This is a genomic window from Zhongshania sp. (genome assembly GCF_047636175.1).
Classification (GTDB): domain Bacteria; phylum Pseudomonadota; class Gammaproteobacteria; order Pseudomonadales; family Spongiibacteraceae; genus Spongiibacter.
The window spans coordinates 150,783-170,647 of record NZ_JBLIKC010000002.1 but is presented as its reverse complement, the minus strand read 5'-3'; the positions used below and the strand labels follow the sequence as shown (position 1 = coordinate 170,647).

The window sequence follows — 19,865 nt, the reverse complement described above, 5'->3', positions numbered from 1 at the left end:
GTATTTTCACTAAAGATATTTCATCCAATAATGTACAGCAGCGACTACAGACCGGATCTTCAGTGGCCTGACTCTGCGAACCATAATATGGATAAGGGCATAACATGCTAGGAAAAACAGCTAGGCGGCCTTTTAGCAACACGACGGGAATAACGGGGATTCAACGCAAAATTAGCGCCAATCGAGCAGAGTGTATAAAAAAGGGTTAATGGATACCGCTCAGCGCCGCAAGAACCAATGCACCGACTGAAATCGTGGTCACCATAATTAACAAAATACCCAGTAATTTGAGGGGGCGGTATGGCTTACGCTCAACATTGTTATATCCCTGGTTCAAAAAGGCGTCTACTTTAGCCTGGTCTTCTGGATACAACTTATTATGTTCGTTTTCCATCATTTCACCACTCGCGATTACAAATGACATTACCCATAAAGGGCAATAAAAAAGGCGGCCCCATTATCACTGGTTGCCGCCTTATTCTCCAGCTTTTCTGCAGTGCCCCTAAAATAGGCAGCTTTCTATAGTTAAGCGAAGGCTTCCTCTGGAATATCCATTAAGCTGGCGCTGCCATTGCGAATTGACTCCGTTAAGCCCTTTGCCTGCGGCAGCAAACGCTGAATAAAGAATCGCGCCGTATGCAGCTTGGCCTGCCCAAATGCATTACCTTGCTGGCTATCGCCATTGAGAACCGCGCGCGTCATCATCGCCCACATATAGGTATATAAGGTGAAACCCATAACATGCAAGAACTCGACAGAAGCGGCGCCAATGGCATTTGCATCACCGCCTTGCGCCTGTGACAAAACGAACTCGGCCAGCGACTCAAGATTATCAACAGACTCGTTTAATGGCTTCAAGAACTCATCCATGCCATTAACTGCAGCGGATACTTCAGAGAATTCGCGCATTTCAGCAATCAGTACATTGAGGTTTCGTCCGCCATTAGCGGCTATTTTACGCCCCATTAAATCCAGCGCCTGAATGCCATTAGTGCCTTCGTAAATTTGGCTAATACGCACATCGCGCACTAATTGTTCCATGCCCCATTCACGAATATAGCCGTGACCGCCAAATATCTGCTGTCCTGCAATAGTGCCCTCAAGACCCTTGTCAGTTATAAAAGCCTTAGCAACCGGAGTGAGTAACTCAACCATCCCATCTGCCTTGGCTTTGGTCTCACCGCTGGCAAACTTCGCTTCATCGAGCTGCTTACCAACATAAACTGCAAAGGCACGACCGGCCTCAACGTAAGCCTTTTGTGTTAACAGCATACGCCGCACATCGGGGTGAACGACAATCGGATCTGCTGCCGCCGCACTGTTCACTGGACCAGATGGCGCCCGGCTTTGAAGACGTTCGCGAGCGTAAACTGACGACCACTGATAGGCCGCTTCTGCGGCGCTAAGCCCTTGAATACCGACAGACAACCGCTCGTAGTTCATCATGGTAAACATGCCCTGCAAACCACGATTAACTTCACCAATAAGGTGACCTTGCGCGCCATCAAAATTGATCACACAAGTTGCAGATGCATTAATGCCCATTTTATGTTCGATACTACCGCAGTGAACACCGTTATTTTCACCGCTGCTGCCGTCGTCATTAATCTTCATCTTGGGAACGAGAAACAAAGAAATGCCTTTAGATCCAGCAGGCGCATCTGGTAGCTTTGCCAGCACCAAATGAATAATATTTTCGGTTAAATCATGATCACCACCGGTAATGAAAATCTTGGTGCCGCTGATCCTGTAGCTGCCATCTGCAAGCGGCTCGGCTTTTGTGCGGATCATGCCAAGATCGGTACCAGCGTGACTCTCGGTTAAACACATGGCTCCGGCCCATTTGCCCGAGTACATATTAGGCAAGAACTTGGTCTTTAGCTCATCTGTGGCATGACTCGATATCGCCAGCGCCGCGCCAGAGGTAAGCGTTAAATACAAACCCATCGCAATGTTTGAGGAGTACAACATTTCTTCAAATAACAAAACCAACATCTTCGGCATGGTCTGGCCGCCATATTCCGGCGCACCCGATAAACCACCCCAACCGCCTTCTGCCAATTGGCGAAATGCCTCGGGATAACCCTTAGGCGTAGTCACAACACCCTGAGTCCATTTAACGCCTTCTTCGTGCCCTGATTGGCTGAGCGGCGCTACCAAAGACTCATTAATCTTCGCGCCTTCTTCGAGAATAGCGTCAGCGAGCTCGCGGTTAACCTCTTCCATTGCAGGCATGGTTTCCCAGATCTTTTCCGCTTTAAAGACTTCGTGTAACACGAACTGCATATCACGGAGGGGGGCTTTGTAGTAAGGCATCTATTACTCCTTCTAAATCAGTACGACGGCCGTAAGGCCGTCGTTAACTTATCGAGCAAACATTATCTAAAACGCGAAAGCGTCTTCAGACATTGCCATCAAACTGTCGGCGCCGTTAAGCATCGCCAATTTATGTGACTCAGTCCTAGGTAAGATTCGCTGATAATAAAAGTGTGCAGTTTGGACCTTCGCTTTAAGGAAAGCGTCATCAGCGTCACCATCTAGAGCAACAGACGCCATACGAGCCCACATATATGCCAGTGACACATACCCTGCGTACATCAAGTAATCCACCGATGCTGCACCAACTTCATCTGCGTTGTTCATGGCCTTTTCACCTAATTTACCGGTGATATCACCCCACTCCGCATTAAGTGTTGACAGTTTCTCGATAAACGGTGCCATACCGGGCTTATCTTTTTCATCTTTGCAGAATTGGTGAATGACCTTGGTAAACACCATCAACTGCTTGCCACCACTACCCATTACTTTACGACCAAGCAAGTCCAAAGCTTGAATACCGGTGGTACCTTCGTACAGCGTGGCAATACGTAAATCACGTACGATTTGCTCCATACCCCACTCGGAAATGAAACCGTGACCACCGAATACCTGCATACCGTAGTTTGCTGATTCAAGGCCGGTTTCAGTAACAAATGCCTTCGCAATTGGCGTTAGCAGCTCAGAAAGCTCTTCCGCGTTACGGCGCTCTTCTTCATCACCAGAAAAGTAAAAGGTATCAACCAGCTGCGCAACCCAATAAATAAACGCGCGACTGCCTTCAGCAAAGGCTTTTTGCGTTAACAGCATACGACGAACATCTGCATGCACAATTAATGGATCAGCAGGACCGTCAGGATTTTTGGGACCCGTCAGTGAGCGCATCTGCAAACGATCGCGGGCATAGGCTAAAGCACCTTGAAACGACGCCTCACCGGCAGACAGGCCCTGAAGCGCGGTGCCAAGACGAGCAGAGTTCATCATGTGGAACATCGCGTTTAAGCCGCGATTTTCTTCACCTACTAAAAAGCTTTTGGCGCTGTCAAAGTTCATCACACAAGTTGCTGACGCCTTGATACCCATTTTATGTTCGATACTGCCGCAGTGAACACCGTTGCGCTCACCCACTTCACCATTCTCATCTGGCAAAAACTTGGGCACCACGAATAACGAAATACCTTTGGTACCAGCGGGTGCACCCTCTACGCGTGCCAAAACAAGATGGATAATATTTTCCATCATGTCGTGTTCACCGCCAGAGATAAATATCTTAGTCCCGGTGACGTTATAGCTGCCGTCGGCATTCGCTTCTGCCTTGGTGCGCAATAAGCCAAGGTCAGACCCACAATGAGCCTCGGTCAAACACATTGTGCCGCCCCAGGTACCATCGGTCATTTTAGGAAGGTACGTTGCCTGCAGTTCATGACTAGCATAGGCTTCCATCAAGCGCGCCGCTGACTGTGACAAACCGGTGTACATGCCCCAAGACCAACAGGCCGAGCTCACCATTTCAGTCACAACCAAACTGAGTGAGTTAGGCAGACCTTGGCCACCAAACTCAGTATTAGCGGACATGGACGTCCAGCCACCTTCGGCAAACTGCTTGTAAGCCTCTTTAAAGCCGTCTGGCGTGGTAACGCCTGATTTTGACCATGTACAGCCTTGCTGGTCGCCAATTTGGTTCAACGGCGAAAGTACGTTTTCAGAAAATTTGGCGCCTTCAGAAATGATGGCGTCCATTAAGTCTTCGCTTACCTCTTCACGGGTAGCGAGACTAGCAAAGTGTTTATCGCTGTTGAGTACATCTTTCAGTACAAAATTAATATCGCGAAGTGGAGCAGTATATTGCGGCATGACAATGACCTCATGAACAAAAATGTGGCGGATAACATAACAGGTGCCAATGTTGACAGTGACAACTATAGAGCTTTTCACACGTCATGCAAGCTATTTTGGATTTTCTAAGCTGCAGACATCCCCCTACTTCAGGTATCACTGAAACCGGAGAATACCGCCTAGCTAGCTGGCTAAAGCCCATAGATACCGAAACCCCGCAAAACTAGGGCCTGTGTGAATCAATAACTATTCTTAAGGTTTAATTAACCGCCTAACCAATCAGTGGTCACAATGAGGCGGCTATTAATTCGCTAATTGCCTCCAAGATCGGCAAGACCATCGATACCTGAATCATCACAAACATCACTATCAGAATCCAATTGGTTTTGATTACTAAGCAATGGAAAATGACAAAATCACTAAAATTTAAGCGTAAGCCTTTAGAATTACACCACAACAGAGTATGGCAGCAGGAGAATAAGGCAATCTTGTTTAACAATGCGAGGCGCCTGCGCAGTAATAATGACTGCGCAACGCATGGAATAAAGCTGCAGGTCACGGGGGTAATGATTACATTATAGTAGTGCGGCGGCAGAAAAGTAGCCGAGAATTATGACCGCGATCATAAAAGAGAAATATCCATGCACCCAGCCACAGTGTCTGCGGCCCGCTCGTCTCGGGCTAAATAAGGAACAATACCAATGCACGGAGCATCTAGCATGGCATTTAAGGTGGCAAGATTTTCTTCAACACAAGCCATATCGGGGTCTATCTGGTTTGCTACCCAACCAGCCAAACGTAGACCATCCGAGCGGATGGCTTCTGCGGTAAGTAAGGCATGGTTAATACAACCCAACTTCATACCGACCACAAGAATAACCGGCGCTTGCAGCGCAGATGCTAAGCCCGACAGCAACTCATGGCGATTTAAGGGGACCCGCCAACCACCGGCGCCCTCAATCAAAATAAGGTCTGCCGGCTGCATCATCACACCGCGACAGATGCCAGCCAGCTGAGAAACCGTTATCCGCTTACCAACTTTCTCCGCCGCTATATGGGGCGCAATAGCCGGCTCTAGCAACACGGGATTGACCTGCTGATACGGCAACACTTCAGTCATCGCCGCCATCAACATAAGGGCATCCTCATTGCGCAAGCCGTTCTCTGTTAGCTCTGCACCAGCAGCAACCGGCTTTATCGCAAGAGTCCGCAAACCTCGTAACGCCGCCGCTCTTAGTAAACCGCAAGCAACTAGGGTCTTGCCAACATCCGTATCGGTACCGCTAATAAAGTAATGTCGGCTATGCAACATGAAATACTTCGACCCTTGTTATAAAGATTTATTTTCCCACACCAAAGGTCTGCCAGGCTTCGCGCAAACGCTCTTGGTTCGCGCGGATATAAGCCGGGCTCAAACGGTCACCATTAAAATAGCCGTTACGTAAATTGAAAAACTCTGTCGGAATACCGTTGGGGCCAAACACCAAGCGGTTGCCTCGCTCTCCCACTATAGTATTAATATCATAGCGCCAGCTTGGGGTACCTGTTATCTGCACCCCTGCGAAGCGACCAACATCCTTACGGGGTGTTAGCGGTATGGTAAATCCAATACCAGCAAAATTATTACCCTCTGACTGCTTGTAAATCAGATGTAGACGCGTATCGCCAATATGCTGAGTAAAGTCAATTTTATAACCTGAATCTTCGTTATAAAACTCGCCAGCGGTCACATTAATCTCGCTATTGGTGCTCTGGAAGAAATAGCGCCATGAGGCTAAGCGGGCATTACGGGTAATACTCGGATCACGCTTGTCTTCAAAGTCGGTAAGAATTATACGGAAGCGATTCCGGCCATCACCTGGCTCCCAGCGACTCTCTAGGGATACACCATCACTCAATTCGAAAAATCGACCGTAAGAAATCATGGTAGTAAAGCCGCGCCCCAAGCGGAAAGTTTGACTGATAACGCGATCTTTTACCCCCTCGGTAACCCGTTGCGCCCTGAAGACACCACCAAAAATACCATCTTTGGTGAAATCATCGGTTTCGTGAACAGACCAATTCCTTGAAATATTAAATGCTGCACCCTGCCATAAAGGCAGAATAACATCTGCTCGCGCCGCTAATGAGTAATCAAAAACGCCATACTCTGTGCCCACGGTCGATGAAACAATAGGTTTGAGCATTACGGTTGGGCGAAATGCTAAGTACTCCTTCACATCCTCAAAGGTAGACTGAACAATATTTACGCCGCTGCGACGACGCAATTTACTCGTCGGCGCGGCAATCATCACTGACTCAGGCAAGCCACCTCGGCCATTCATAAACGCATCCCAAGCTCCAACCTCACCACCAAGGCCAAAAACGGGGATACCGTATTTTTCAAGCTGCAAATAAAATCGATCACCCTCCGGCAAGATCGAAGCAGCCATACCAATTGCAACCGCCAGACCGTCTATCACGTTATTGTTATAGCTGAGGTTTTCAAAGGCAATAATCCACTCGCGGCCGTAGCGTTGAACACGGACTTTCTCTAAGTTCGCCGCAATAAACTCGCGTTTTAGCTGAGCTTCGTTCTCTATGCGTGCGCGCACATTGGGATCGGTAATATTAGCATCCGGAGGATACAGCAATGGATTTTTTTCGAGCTCTGGATCTAAGCCATACTGCTCTTCAACCACAGCAACAGAGCGCGCAGCCAAAGTAACTCGGGGCTGATCTTTTGGCAAAGTACGCTGATATTTTTGCCCCAGTGGAATCTTTACATTAAAACCGTACCAATCATTTCGACCATCGACGCCCTCTTCGCCCGACAGCATCCATAACATCGAAGCCTTCCAACCCGCCGGCAATAACGAATCTGGTGTCGACAAGCGAACACCGGTATTTTGCGAGTAACCATCATCCTCTAGTATCACGCTCAGCCAATTTGTTGCGGCGTATTCAACACCACCAAAAACCCCATCTAAACGCAGAGTTTGACCGGCGCGACCATCATATTGACCAAAACCTAAGGTTGAACGGAACTTGCCATACTGCCAGGTTGTTACTGCGTATTTGGTATCGTATTCATTAATCGAACCGCCAAAATCCTGCTCACCAATGGCAAAAGAGACTCCATTTAGCAGCTCCCAAGGTAATTGTAATTTGACGTTGAATGATAAATCAGAACTATCAGTTGTAGATCTGTCGGTGACATTTCTCGGTGTGATTTCAATATGCGGAAAAATCCCTGCACCGATATTAACATCGTTCCCTTGATCGTTTAATTTTCGATTACGCGAGAACCGGCCATCAACCTGGGCATCCCAAGCAACCGTAGCCGTTCCGTATTCTAAAACCGAGGCATCAGGAACGTTAAACAAACCGCTCATACCCTGCATATTCATATTTCCCTGCGCATAACCAAGAACTGGCACAGCAGAACACAAGATAAAAGCAGCTATATTCTTATTCAATGAACACCTCTTTACCATTTAGCAGACCTTGAAACTTATGCTAAATATAATTCACTAACACATAAAAAAGGGCGACTGCAAAGCCGCCCTTCTTATCTTTACTACCGGCAAATATTAACCGCCATCTGCGCCAGCGCCACCAGTACCAACGCCAGTACTACCAGTACCACCAGTACTACCAGTACCACCAGTTCCACCAGTTCCACCAGTACCACCAGTACCACCAGTACCACCAGTTCCACCAGTTCCACCAGTTCCACCAGTTCCACCAGTTCCACCAGTTCCACCAGTTCCACCAGTTCCACCAGTTCCACCAGTTCCACCAGTTCCACCACCAACTTTAGGTTTTTCAGCTACGCCGCCCTTACCTTTTTCGTTAGCAGTCTGAACTGTAAGGGTAAAACCTTTACCACTTGCGTATGCCTGCGCTTTGGGGAATAAGTTATTCACCACGTCTGCTGGCATCGCAGTACCGTTAGTAATCGCATCAGCTAACTCTTTCATTAAATCTGCAGGAGTCGTCGGTACCGGATTTGCCGGATCCTCGGTTCTATCCTTAGCGATTTGCGCCAAACCGGCTAAATAAAACGCATAAATATCAGCCTGACTTCCACCACTTAAATCTGTATTCGCATCTGTAACTGGAGTCGGACCAGCTAACAGATCTAGGCTGTTGCCGTTTTCGATTAAACCAGGCACAAGAAGCTTAGCAATTTCAGTCAGCGATTTAATGGCAGTCTCAAGAACCTGATCGCTCACCGGCGAGATGCTCTTGTACAGAGCGACCGCCAATTCGGTAAACGGTGTAACAGCCAAGTTCCTGCCAACCTTTTCGTATGTATCAAGATCAGGCATGATTGATCTAATGGGTTCGTTGTTTTGCGTCAATGGAGCGTTTGGATTAGCCTCATCAAAATAACTACCACCGGTGCAAGTAACAATTAAGGGGAAATCACTACTAGCAAGGTCCTCAAAAACAAGATCAACAATACCAGAAAAGCTAGTTACAACTGATCCCAAAATTACATTAGCATCGCTTCTAACCACACATGTCGCACCGCCCAAGGCACCCTGTGCTGCGGTGAGGGTACCAATGACTGACTGAGGTACATCCGCTTTTTTGTCAGAACCACAACCAACAATAACACCTGCTGACAAAACACCTGCCGCAAGCAATTTAAGCCGCGTGCTGTTAAACATATTCATATTAAACTCCATTTCCATTCTCAAGACAGATTATTGCCAGCTTTGGCAGCAAATCGCTGCCCACCCCTTTAATGGCGTAAGGTTAAAAGACCTTAGCCAAACATTCAATCTCTAAGCCGCCAGATATTTTGTCATTGCTCGGCAATATTCACAACTACAACAGGCAGCACTACTTCACAACCTCGACATTACGAGCACATTAAGCACTGCAGAAATCGTTTTAAGACCGAAATCCACTAAAAGAAATTACTTTATAGCCCATATACACAATCTATTTCCAAGACAGACGCTCCGGAACATGCACTAAACCATAACCACTTTGAGTGGCATTTTTATTAAAATCTCATCCATATAGGCTACATGAAGCAAAAGATGCGCCATAAGCTTTTTTAATCCACCCCCAGCGCGAAACTCACCGCAAACAGACCGTACACGCAATAAAATTTGGATCTACGTTACTGTAAAGCCAATATATCCGCACCAAAACAACACGCACCCGTAAGCTGCGCGCAGAAAAAGTGCGTAAAAGGCTATAAGCTCGCTCTACTTAGTGCAGCGCAAATACCAAGCTTGGTAGGTGGCAGGTAAACATCCGCCAGGCTCTCTGAACTGCTCATAGGCGGCAGTGAGTGCTTTAATACGCCCACGACTCGTCAAGCCACCAGGGCGACCACTATTTACATTGTGGGCGCCAATGTTTTTCAGTTCGCGGGTTAAGTCCGACAAGCACTCATATTCCATCAGCTCGCGGGCTTCCTGCCATTCATCAACTTTTAGTCCTGCGTTTTTAACAGCCAAAAAAATTTCCGACTGCGGAGCAAATTGATTCACATGCGCGTATCCATCCACCCGCCGCCATGACTCACGTAATTCATACAATGTATCGGGTCCCAGCGTTGCAATAACTGCCGAGCCGCCGGGTTTTAATACACGCTCAATCTCCGCATACACGGCTGGCAAATTCTCACACCACTGCAGCGCTAGGCTCGAGAAAATTTGGCTAACACTGCTATCGGCCAAGGGAAGATCTTCGGCGTCCGCACACAGCCATCCGTCAACGACAGCTGTGTAGCGCGCTTTCGCATACGCCAACATCCCAGGGGCAAGATCTGCCGCCAGCAACTTTCCGCCACCTATATATCGACGCAGAGCTGGCAAGCTATAGCCGGTGCCGCAGCCGAGATCCAGCAGTGCTTCGCTTGGCGATACTGGCAAGAGTGCGACTAATTTATCTGCAATACGCCGCTGAAGCTGCGCGGCGCCATCATAGCTCGACGCCGCCCTGCTGAAAGATCGGCCAATATCAGACTTATCGAGATGGTAGGGCTTGGCATCGTCGAGTAGTTGCCATGAATTGACGAAATCGACGATTGTGTCAATAAACTCTTGCGGCGACGACAAAAAGGGAATGTGACCGCAGCCCATCATGACACTGCATTTATGGCCGGCATAGCTCGCAGCAAACAATTTGGCGCTAGCCACCGGCACAAGCGCATCCTCGGAGCCAAACACATGCATTATCGGACACCGAATTGCTCCCAGCGCTGCACGGTTATCTAAAGTATTTAAATACTTTAGCCCCTGAGTAAGCGCCGAGGAATTCACCGGTATTGGCTGACGATTCAAAATAGCGGCTACCGAGTCTGCACGCTGATCGCCTAAAAGCTGTAATGACCGAAAGCGACGCAACCCCTTTACTATGTTCTTTTCAATCGCCGCCTCAAAGGTATGGAAATCTGCCGGCGGCATTGCCGCGGGCCAATACTCATCTGCAACAAATACCGCGTTGCTCGCCACCGTAATTAAAGCGCGAACGCGTTCGGGATATTTTGCGGCTATCGCCGTGGCAAACATCCCACCCAACGACCACCCACAGTAAATCGCCGAATCAGGAAGCACCGGCAAAAGCCGCTCAATCACCGACGCTGTATCACCATCGCTGCAGGCTGGACTGCGACCACAGCCCGGCAGGTCAATTAAAGTAATATGAAAGTGCTGGCGCAAGGCAGGAATGATACTTCGCCAAATTTCAGCGTCACTCGCCCATCCGTGTAGCAATACCAGTTCAGCAGCGCCACTGCGGGAGGCGGCAAGGCGCTCGCGATAAATCGGCGTCATGGCAACTGCGCCGTAACACGCAACGCTGGGGGAAGCACCTTATGCAAGGCTGCAAGCAATACGTCTACATCTGCCGCTGAGTGTCCAGCAGTTATGGTGATACGCAGCCGAGATTGCCCAACTGCAACTGTAGGTGGACGAATAGCAGACACAAGAACACCCTCGGCCTCTAGATCGGCACTTATCGTCATCGCGAGTGCTTCATCACCCACTAATAAAGGTTGAATCGCCGTATTAGACGCCATTAATGGTAGGGCTAATTTCGCAGCACCATCTTTGAAGCGGCTTATCAACGCCGTTAAATGCTCGCGACGCCAAGACTCGGAGCTAAGTAAATCCAAACTAGCCAAACTCGCCGCTGCCACAGCAGGCGGCATCGCAGTGGTATATATATAGGGCCGAGCAAACTGAATCAAACTCTCAATCAATAACTCACTGCCCGCAATAAACGCCCCAAAACTGCCTATGCCCTTACCCAATGTACCCATCAGTACAGGCAGCTGATCCTGATCCAGACCGAATAGCTCGCAACAACCTGCACCGGCGCGACCAAGTACGCCAAAACCATGGGCATCATCTGCCATTAAATAGGCATCATATTTCTTGGCCAATGCCGCCAATTGAGGCAAGGGGGCGATATCGCCATCCATACTGAAAACCGCGTCAACCACTAACAACCGCTGGCCGGTAGCCGGCAATTTTTTTAGCCTGCGCTCAAGATCATCTAGATCATTGTGATGAAACCGCTGGAATTTCGCCCCGCTTAGTATGCCCGCGTCGAGTAACGAAGCATGATTTAAACGATCTTCTAAAATATGATCGCCTTTACCCAGCAACGCAGTAACGGTGCCTAGGTTGGCCATATAGCCGGTAGAAAACAGCAGGGCGCGATCTCGCCCAGTCACTTCGGCCAGTCGCTCTTCTAAGCGATGGTGCAGCGCCGAGTGGCCGCAAACCAGATGTGATGCGCCACCGCCAACACCATAGGTTTGAGCGGCATGTTGCATCGCGGCCACGAGCTGCGGGTGATTGGCCAAGCCGAGATAGTCGTTACTGCAGAACAATAGAAATTCGCGCCCATCGACAATAACCCGCGGGCCCTGCGCTGTTTCCAGCACCCGCCGTCTTCTATAGCGAGATTGTTCATGGCGCTCTGTAAGCCGGCGCTGCAGAGCCTCAATCATCATAATTAACTAGCCCGATGAGCGCTATGCCGTTGCGTCGTAAAAGAAACGGTCGTTCTGCGCCTGTTCAACCGCGCCCAATAAGGCATCACTTTCCGCCTCGTCATTATGTTCAACATGACGCTCTTCAGGCTTTATTCCTAAACGGCCAAACAACTCCAAGTCTTTATTGGCTTTTGGATTTGGCGTTGTTAATAGCTTTTCACCATAGAAAATCGAGTTGGCACCCGCAAAATAGGCCAGCGCATGCATTTCCTCGTTCATTGACTCACGGCCTGCAGACAGGCGCACATGTGATTGCGGCATCATGATGCGCGCTACCGCGATAGTCCGAATAAAATCAAAGGGATCTAAATCGGCCAAATTAGCCATTGGCGTGCCTTCCACCTTCACCAACATGTTAATCGGCACACTCTCCGGCTGCACCGGCAAATTCGCCAACTGCAATAACAAGCCGGCGCGGTCTTTGATCGATTCACCCATGCCGACAATGCCACCGCTACATACTTTAATACCGGCGTCACGGACATTACTCAGGGTACCCAATCTATCTTGGTAGGTACGTGTGGTAATAATTTCACCGTAAAACTCTGGTGAGGTATCTAAGTTGTGGTTGTAATAATCCAAACCCGACTCGGCAAGTTCTGATGCCTGCTCACCCGTTAACATGCCCAAGGTCATGCAGGTTTCTAGGCCTATTTCTTTCACGCCCCTCACCATCGCGGTAACGTATGGCATGTCTTTCTTTTTCGGTGAGCGCCACGCTGCCCCCATGCAAAACCGGGTAGCACCAGACGCCTTAGCGGCAACCGCTTCGGCCAGCACTTTCTCGACTGCCATTAACTTTTCGTTCTCAAGCCCAGTGTCATAGCGGTTGCTCTGTGGGCAATACTTGCAATCTTCAGGGCATGCGCCGGTTTTAATCGACAGCAAGGTGCTGACCTGAACCGCATTGGGATCAAAATTAGCGCGGTGTACCGACTGCGCTTGAAACAACAAATCATTAAATGGCTGAGCAAATAAAGCCTGAACTTCTTCACTGGTCCAGTCTGTGCGAATTGTCGTTAAAGCGGCGGTAGTCATGATAAAGTCCAACACGAAGTTTGTTTGATTTGGCTTACTTTTAGAGCAGCAATAATAAAGGCTTACAGCAAGCTGTCAACCAGCAAGGATGCTCATGGTTAACAGGTCCCCGAAAAACGATATTAAAAAACTCATCTATCAGCTTATTCCTGGGCGCTGCATTCTGTGCCAAAGCCCCAGCCTGCGGCATATAGATCTATGCCAGAGCTGCGAAAATGAGCTGCCGTGGCTGGGTAGTCGCTGTGAATGTTGTGCACTGCCCTTAGCGGAGAATCATCAATACACACGCTGCGGTAAATGCCTCCGTAACCCCCCGGCTTTTCAACACTGCATTTGCCCGCTCCGCTATGACTTCCCTGTTGACCGCCTAATTGCAGGCTTTAAACATCAAAAGAAGCTTAAGTATGGCGCGGTGCTCAGCAAACTATGGCTAAGCCACTGCCAAGCTCAAATCGATACCCTTCCTGACGCTCTAATACCCGTTCCAGTCCACTGGCGACGGCGCCTACTGCGCGGGTTTAATCAATCTTCACTGATCGCCAAGGATCTTAGTGCGGCGTTAGACATACCGATATATCACGCCGTCAGCCACCCCCACGCAACCCGTTCACAACAGGGTTTAAGCGCCGCCGCTAGACGTAAAAATTTGCAACATGCATTTGCATTTTCAAAGCATCATAACGTCAACGGCAAACATCTCGCCGTGATAGACGATGTGCTTACAACAACCGCGACAGCTAATACCATGGCCGCTATACTGGCGCGCAACGGCGCTGCCCGCATTGATATTTGGTGTTTGGCACGCACACCTTAAGGCAAGCAATGATAAAGGAGGAGAAGTAAATGCCCAAACAAGCCTCTCTCCAATCCACATTGCAGACATTCACATGAGCCATAACGACTGGCTCGCCATTGCCTTAACCCTCAAACTAGCTGGCTTAACAACGCTTATTTTATTAGTCATTGGGACGCCACTGGCTTGGTGGCTAGCGCATACCCGCGTTCGTATTAAACCGGTATTAGAAGCAATCATCGCCCTACCTTTGGTACTACCACCCACCGTTTTAGGTTTTTACTTACTTATTGCCTTTGCACCTAACTCGGCCATCGCCCAATTCTGGCAACTATTAACCGGTGGCTCGCTGGCTTTTAGCTTTAGCGCACTGGTCATTGCCTCGGTAATTTATTCCCTGCCCTTTGTTGTGCAGCCCCTGCAAAGTGGCTTTCAGCAACTTTCCAAACCATTGTTAGAAACCTCTGCCACCCTAGGAGCGGGCCCCATCGATCGTTTCTTTAGTGTCATTTTACCGCTGTGCCGCAGCAATTTCTTAGTCGCCAGCACCCTCGGTTTTGCTCACACCGTCGGTGAATTCGGGGTGGTCTTGATGATTGGCGGCAATATACCAGGCGAGACTCAGGTACTTTCCATCGCACTTTATGAGCGGGTGGAGTCTTTGCAATACAACACTGCGCACTGGTTGGCCGGCGGACTTATCGCTTTCTCTGTCCTGATCCTCAGTTTCGTATATTTGGTAAATGGTTACCGTGTGGTCACATCCCCAGTACAAAGCAGTGAGACCGCTAAATGAGTCTTCTGCTATCTCTACACAAGCAACTCGGCGACTTCAGTCTCGATATTGATATGGCATTGCCAAGCTCGGGGGTTACTGCAATTTGCGGGCCCAGCGGCAGCGGTAAGACAAGCCTACTTCGCTGCATCGCCGGTTTAGATATCGCCCCTCAAGGCATGGTTCAATTTGCAGGGCAAGACTGGCAAACGGAGCATCGGACCCTAAAACCAGAAAAGCGCGGCATTGGGCTTGTTTTTCAAGACGCGCAATTATTTCCGCACCTCACCGTAGCGGGTAACCTTGAGTATGCTCGCAAACGGCAATTTAATAGCGCCGGACCCTCAACTGCGCAAGTGTGTGAATGGCTACAAATTACGCCACTGCTAAATCGCACCATCACTAAGCTCTCTGGCGGCGAACGCAAACGTGTTGCCATCGCCCGCGCACTGCTTCGCCACCCCCAAATACTGCTGATGGATGAACCGCTAGCGGGCCTGCACGACAGTGCTAGAGAGCAAATGCTTGATGTGCTGCAATCGTTACCCAAACACTTAGCCATTCCGGTTTTGTATGTCAGTCATAGTTTTCATGAAATTAGCCGCCTGGCCGATCACGTTGTTTTATTAGAAAACGGCCAGCTCATTGCCGAAGGCGATCTGATCAGCCTAAGCACTCGACTAGACCTCCCCCTCAGTCACCAGCAGGGCGCAGGGGCAGTGCTTAGCGCACAGCTAGTTGAGCACGATGTAGATTACCAGCTCAGTACAATAGCGCTGGATAATGATCACCAGCTCACCATCAAGCAAATTAGCGCCCCAAAAGGCCAAGCACTGCGCCTATTTGTGGCCGCAAGGGACGTTAGTATTAGCTTAGAAGCACCTCAGAAAAGCAGCATAATGAATATTATGCCGTGCACTATTGACGCTATAGAACACCATTCGCCAGCGTCTTTAAGCCCCCAGCTCACCATTCGTTTGAAGCTAAACGAGCAATATGTGCTGGCGCACATCACCCGTAAATCCTGTGATCGCCTGCAACTTCAAGAAGGCCAACGCATATTTGCGCAGATTAAAACTGTCGCCTTAATCAATGAATACGGGCCTACAATATGAGCACGCTAGAACAGATCGATTTCACCAATCTCAATCCCGATCGCGTCATCGACGCCGTTGAAAGCCTCGGCTATGTCAGCGATTTGCGCGTATTTGCGCTTAATAGCTATGAAAATCGGGTGTATCAATTTGGCTTAGAAGAGAAAGAACCCATCGTGGTGAAATTCTATCGACCCGAGCGCTGGAGCGACGAACAGATATTAGAAGAACATCGCTTTACACAGCAGCTAGCCGATACCGACATCCCCGTTATTCCACCTTGGCAAAACACCGCCGGTGATAGCCTATTTCATTTTGAAGGGTATCGCTTTGCCCTGTACCCACGACGTGGCGGCCACGCGCCGGCATTGGATGACATGGACAATCTCTTCCAACTAGGCCGCCTGTTTGGTCGCTTACACTTAGTGGGCGCAAGCACAACATTCCAGGTTCGCCCCAAGCTCGATGTCATCGGTTTTGGCGACGAAAGCCGTCACGATATATTGCTCGGTGTGATTCCTGACAGTCTGCGAGAATCCTATGCAACAACTAGCGAGGATCTCTTAGTTCTTGTGCGGCAGCGCTTTAAAGACATCGCCCCCACGTATATTCGCACCCACGGCGACGGGCATGTCGGCAATATTTTGTCGCGCAGCGACGAGACATGGTTGGTGGACTTTGACGATAGCCGCATGGCGCCGGCTATTCAAGATTTATGGATGTTTCTGTCCGGCGAACAAGACGCTCAGCAACGCGCCATCATGGAATTAGTGGAAGGCTATCAAGAGTTTTACGACTTTAATCCCCGAGAATTAGGGCTCATCGAGGCACTGCGAAGCTTGCGAATTATGCATCACGCTGCATGGCTAGCACGGCGCTGGGAAGACCCTGCCTTTCCCAAAGCCTTCCCTTGGTTTAATACCGAACGCTACTGGGGCGAACACATTCTCCAATTAAGAGAGCAGCTGTCGTTGATGCAAGAACCCGCCTTGCGCATGCCCTACTAAGCGTTAAATTTGCCTAAAAACCGGCTAGACAGTCGAGAATGCGCACTTTTACGCAGCCCTGATCTAGCCCCAGCATTTATACGCACGGTTTCGATATATTTTCAAAATTCGCGGACAACACTTGATGTTAGTCTTGCCTATTTCATCTACTACACTAATAGTTATAATAAATATCCAGACCACTTTTCGGATCCCTGAGTACAATATAAGTACGCCAGCACTAGATTTATCTTAGGGTTCAGACCTGAAATCATAACAATTAATATTAAGACCGTCCTTTGCACAGGGGCGCAGGAGCCCAAATGTTTACTATCCGCGTAAACGGTGTTGCTCACACCGTCGATACCAGTGAAGACAAACCCCTACTTTGGGTATTAAGAGAAAACCTAAAACTTACCGGCACCAAATACGGCTGTGGCCAAGCCCTATGTGGCGCATGCACAGTGCACATTGACGGCCAGCCTACACGCTCCTGTGTGATGCCGATAAGCGCTGTTGGCGACAAGCAGGTTCGCACCGTTGAAGACATCCGCAATGAGAACATCGGCAGCCTAGTGCAAGATGCCTGGCAAGAGCTCAATGTCCCCCAGTGTGGCTACTGTCAGTCAGGGCAGATTATGGCGGCAACGGCACTATTAAAAAACAACAGCTCACCCAGTGATCAAGACATTGATAAAGCCATGTCTGGCAATATCTGTCGCTGCGGCACTTATCCGCGGATACGCCAAGCCATCCATAAAATCGCCACTGAGCAGCTATAGGGGTTGTAGCAATGACTAATTTGAAAAACGTATCGCGCCGAGATTTTATCCGCGTTAGCGTTCTTGCTGGCGGCGGCTTACTGGTAGCGTGTGGCGGCGGCTCATCCGGCGGCAATGCTCCCACCAGGCCAAATGACGACGACGGCCCAGCAACGACGCCTGCAGATGCCTTCCAAGTTGGCGAGTTTATGCGGATCAGTACCGACAACAAAATAACAATCCTCGTCGGCGCGGCAGAGATCGGCCAAGGTGCCCTCACCGCCATTCCAATGATTGTCGCTGAAGAACTTGACGCCGACTGGAGTCATGTGACATCAGAATTATCACCAGTAGCCGCCAATTTTAACAATCCATACTTCCAAAACCTGGTTCAATTCACTCTCGCAAGCTCAGCTGTTCGTGGCTATTTTGAAGAGCAACGCAATGTCGGCGCTGCCGTTCGACAAATGCTGATCAGTGCGGCGGCAAAACGCTGGAATGTTGAAGCAAGCACCCTCCGCACTGAAGCGAGTCAGGTGATAGATGATATCGGCGCGCGCAGCGCAAGCTACGGTGAGCTCTCTAGCGCAGCGGCTGAAGAAGCCATTCCCGACAATCCACCATTAAAAGATCCGGCAAACTATCGAATCATCGGCACATCGCCACAGCGCTTAGACGCCGCCGATAAAACCGACGGTAGCTTTCAGTACGCGATAGATATTGATATCCCCAATATGCTCACCGCCGTTATTGCCCGGCCACCAAGATTCAACAGCCAAGCCCTTAATGTCGATGATAATGCCGCCCTTGCGGTCAGGGGGGTGCGAGGTGTTTACACCATTACCGGTGGCGTCGCCGTTGTCGCTGATGATTTTTGGGCTGCGGATAAAGGCCGCAAGGCGCTCACTGTGCAATGGAACGAATTGCTGGCCGGCCGCACTGATTCCGAAATGCAACGCAGTGACTACGAGCTGAGACTTAATATTCCCGGGGCACCCATTAGAACCGATGGACTAGTGCTACTTGCGCAGACCTTAGCTAGCGAGACCATAAGCGCAGACTATTACTTTCCCTTTATGGCTCACGCCGCCATGGAGCCTTTGAATGTCGTCGTCGACTATGACGGCAGCAGCGCAGAAATTTGGACTGGCACTCAATCGCCAACCCTAGACAAATTGTTTGCAGGGCTTGTTTTGGGTTTACTGCCAGAGCAAATTACGTTTCACGCCATGCCATCAGGCGGCGGCTTTGGCCGCAGAGGTAACCCTCTTGCCGACTATGTGCGCGACGCCTGTGCGGTCGCCAAGCAATTACAACAACCGGTGAAAGTCATTTGGACACGAGAAGACGATATGAAAGGCGGCTTCTACCGACCAGCCGCCGCCATCAGGTTGTCCGCGTCTATCGACAGCACCAATAATATCAGTGCATGGACCCATCGAGTAGTCACCCAGGATGTCACCGCAAGTCTTTATAGTGAAAACCTTCTCGACAACTTCGCGGATTTCACCTTACCTCCGCTAATGGAGTTGACTGATTTTGATACCGGTATGCCTTATAAAATAGACAATGTGCTGATGGAAGCCCATCTCACCATCAACTCCTCCATGCCAGCACTGTGGATGCGCTCAGTCAATAAATTCTCAGACGTGTTTGCACAAGAAACCTTTGTAGATGAGCTAGCGATGAAAGTGGGCAAAAACCCCTACAACTTTCGCCGCGATTTACTCTCTGAGAAACCACGCCACCGCGCGGTGCTAGATGCCGTCGCCGAGGCAGCGGGCTGGGGTTATAGCGCCGCCGGTATCAGTCAGGGTATTGCCGTGATGGGGCACTGGAAGAGCTTTGTTGCGCAGGTCGTTGAAGTGTCTGTTTCGGCAAATCGAGAACTTACCGTCCATCGCGTCGTTAGCGCGGTAGATTGCGGTACTGCGATAAACCCGGATTTAGTCATAGCGCAAGTTGAGTCGGCAATTATTTTTGCGCTATCAAGTATTTTATTCGGCGAAATACTGCTGGAAGACGGTGTCGTTAAACAAAGTAATTTTGATGACTATCCGGTGCTGCGCATGCATCAAACACCTATTATTGAAACCGTGATAGTCAACAGCGCTATGCCACCGGGTGGCGTGGGCGAACTGGGCGTTCCCTGCGTAGGCCCCGCCCTTGCCAATGCCATTTATGGCGCCATTGGTGAGCGTATTCGCGAGCTGCCACTCACCCGCAGTAATTTTATAATCGCCTAATCAGGGAGT

15 protein-coding genes are annotated in these 19,865 nt (G+C 49.6%); 6 read left to right on the top strand and 9 right to left on the bottom strand.

Going from position 1 to position 19,865, the window contains the following annotated elements:
* Nucleotides 1–205: 205 nt before the first annotated feature.
* From ACI955_RS01800 to bioB, 9 genes are all read right to left on the bottom strand, one after another.
* The gene (locus tag ACI955_RS01800) at nt 206–394 is read right to left on the bottom strand and encodes a DUF3094 family protein (protein ID WP_415242069.1); all 189 of its coding nucleotides are present in this window, start codon (nt 392–394) and stop codon (nt 206–208) included.
* Between the two features lie 131 nt (nt 395–525).
* The gene (locus ACI955_RS01795) at nt 526–2,316 is read right to left on the bottom strand and encodes an acyl-CoA dehydrogenase C-terminal domain-containing protein (RefSeq protein WP_415242019.1); all 1,791 of its coding nucleotides are present in this window, start codon (nt 2,314–2,316) and stop codon (nt 526–528) included.
* Between the two features lie 66 nt (nt 2,317–2,382).
* Nucleotides 2,383–4,170: an acyl-CoA dehydrogenase C-terminal domain-containing protein gene (locus tag ACI955_RS01790; RefSeq protein ID WP_415242018.1), complete on the bottom strand. Its 1,788-nt coding sequence runs from the start codon at nt 4,168–4,170 to the stop codon at nt 2,383–2,385.
* 604 nt (nt 4,171–4,774) lie between these two features.
* Nucleotides 4,775–5,464: a dethiobiotin synthase gene (bioD, locus tag ACI955_RS01785; protein WP_415242017.1), complete on the bottom strand. Its 690-nt coding sequence runs from the start codon at nt 5,462–5,464 to the stop codon at nt 4,775–4,777.
* A 28-nt stretch (nt 5,465–5,492) separates the two neighbouring features.
* Nucleotides 5,493–7,610: a YjbH domain-containing protein gene (locus ACI955_RS01780; RefSeq protein ID WP_415242016.1), complete on the bottom strand. Its 2,118-nt coding sequence runs from the start codon at nt 7,608–7,610 to the stop codon at nt 5,493–5,495.
* A 114-nt stretch (nt 7,611–7,724) separates the two neighbouring features.
* Nucleotides 7,725–8,816 (bottom strand): hypothetical protein, encoded by a 1,092-nt coding sequence (locus ACI955_RS01775; RefSeq protein ID WP_415242015.1) that lies wholly within the window; start codon nt 8,814–8,816, stop codon nt 7,725–7,727.
* A gap of 543 nt (nt 8,817–9,359) precedes the next feature.
* Nucleotides 9,360–10,934: a malonyl-ACP O-methyltransferase BioC gene (bioC, locus tag ACI955_RS01770; protein WP_415242014.1), complete on the bottom strand. Its 1,575-nt coding sequence runs from the start codon at nt 10,932–10,934 to the stop codon at nt 9,360–9,362.
* Nucleotides 10,931–12,118, bottom strand: a complete 1,188-nt coding sequence (gene bioF, locus ACI955_RS01765; RefSeq protein WP_415242068.1) for an 8-amino-7-oxononanoate synthase — start codon at nt 12,116–12,118, stop codon at nt 10,931–10,933. Before bioF ends, bioC begins: the two co-directional genes overlap by 4 nt.
* A gap of 24 nt (nt 12,119–12,142) precedes the next feature.
* Entirely contained in the window at nt 12,143–13,201 is a 1,059-nt protein-coding gene (gene bioB, locus ACI955_RS01760) for a biotin synthase BioB (protein ID WP_415242013.1), read from the bottom strand.
* 94 nt (nt 13,202–13,295) lie between these two features.
* Here bioB and ACI955_RS01755 point away from each other — a divergent pair, with 94 nt between their 5' ends.
* The 6 genes from ACI955_RS01755 (at nt 13,296) to ACI955_RS01730 (ending at nt 19,856) form a co-directional block, all read left to right on the top strand.
* Nucleotides 13,296–14,015: a double zinc ribbon domain-containing protein gene (locus tag ACI955_RS01755; RefSeq protein WP_415242012.1), complete on the top strand. Its 720-nt coding sequence runs from the start codon at nt 13,296–13,298 to the stop codon at nt 14,013–14,015.
* A 73-nt stretch (nt 14,016–14,088) separates the two neighbouring features.
* Complete coding sequence (gene modB, locus ACI955_RS01750) at nt 14,089–14,790, top strand: molybdate ABC transporter permease subunit (protein ID WP_415242011.1); 702 nt, start codon at nt 14,089–14,091, stop codon at nt 14,788–14,790.
* Nucleotides 14,787–15,884, top strand: coding sequence for a molybdenum ABC transporter ATP-binding protein (gene modC, locus ACI955_RS01745; protein ID WP_415242010.1), 1,098 nt, complete (start codon nt 14,787–14,789; stop codon nt 15,882–15,884). The genes modB and modC overlap by 4 nt, the downstream gene beginning before the upstream one ends.
* On the top strand, nt 15,881–16,870 hold the full coding sequence (locus tag ACI955_RS01740; RefSeq protein ID WP_415242009.1) for a serine/threonine protein kinase: 990 nt from the start codon (nt 15,881–15,883) through the stop codon (nt 16,868–16,870). Before modC ends, ACI955_RS01740 begins: the two co-directional genes overlap by 4 nt.
* 302 nt (nt 16,871–17,172) lie before the next feature.
* A complete protein-coding gene (locus ACI955_RS01735; protein WP_415242008.1) occupies nt 17,173–17,631 on the top strand; it encodes a (2Fe-2S)-binding protein in 459 nt (152 codons plus the stop codon).
* 11 nt (nt 17,632–17,642) lie between these two features.
* Nucleotides 17,643–19,856: a molybdopterin cofactor-binding domain-containing protein gene (locus ACI955_RS01730; RefSeq protein WP_415242007.1), complete on the top strand. Its 2,214-nt coding sequence runs from the start codon at nt 17,643–17,645 to the stop codon at nt 19,854–19,856.
* Nucleotides 19,857–19,865: the final 9 nt, after the last annotated feature.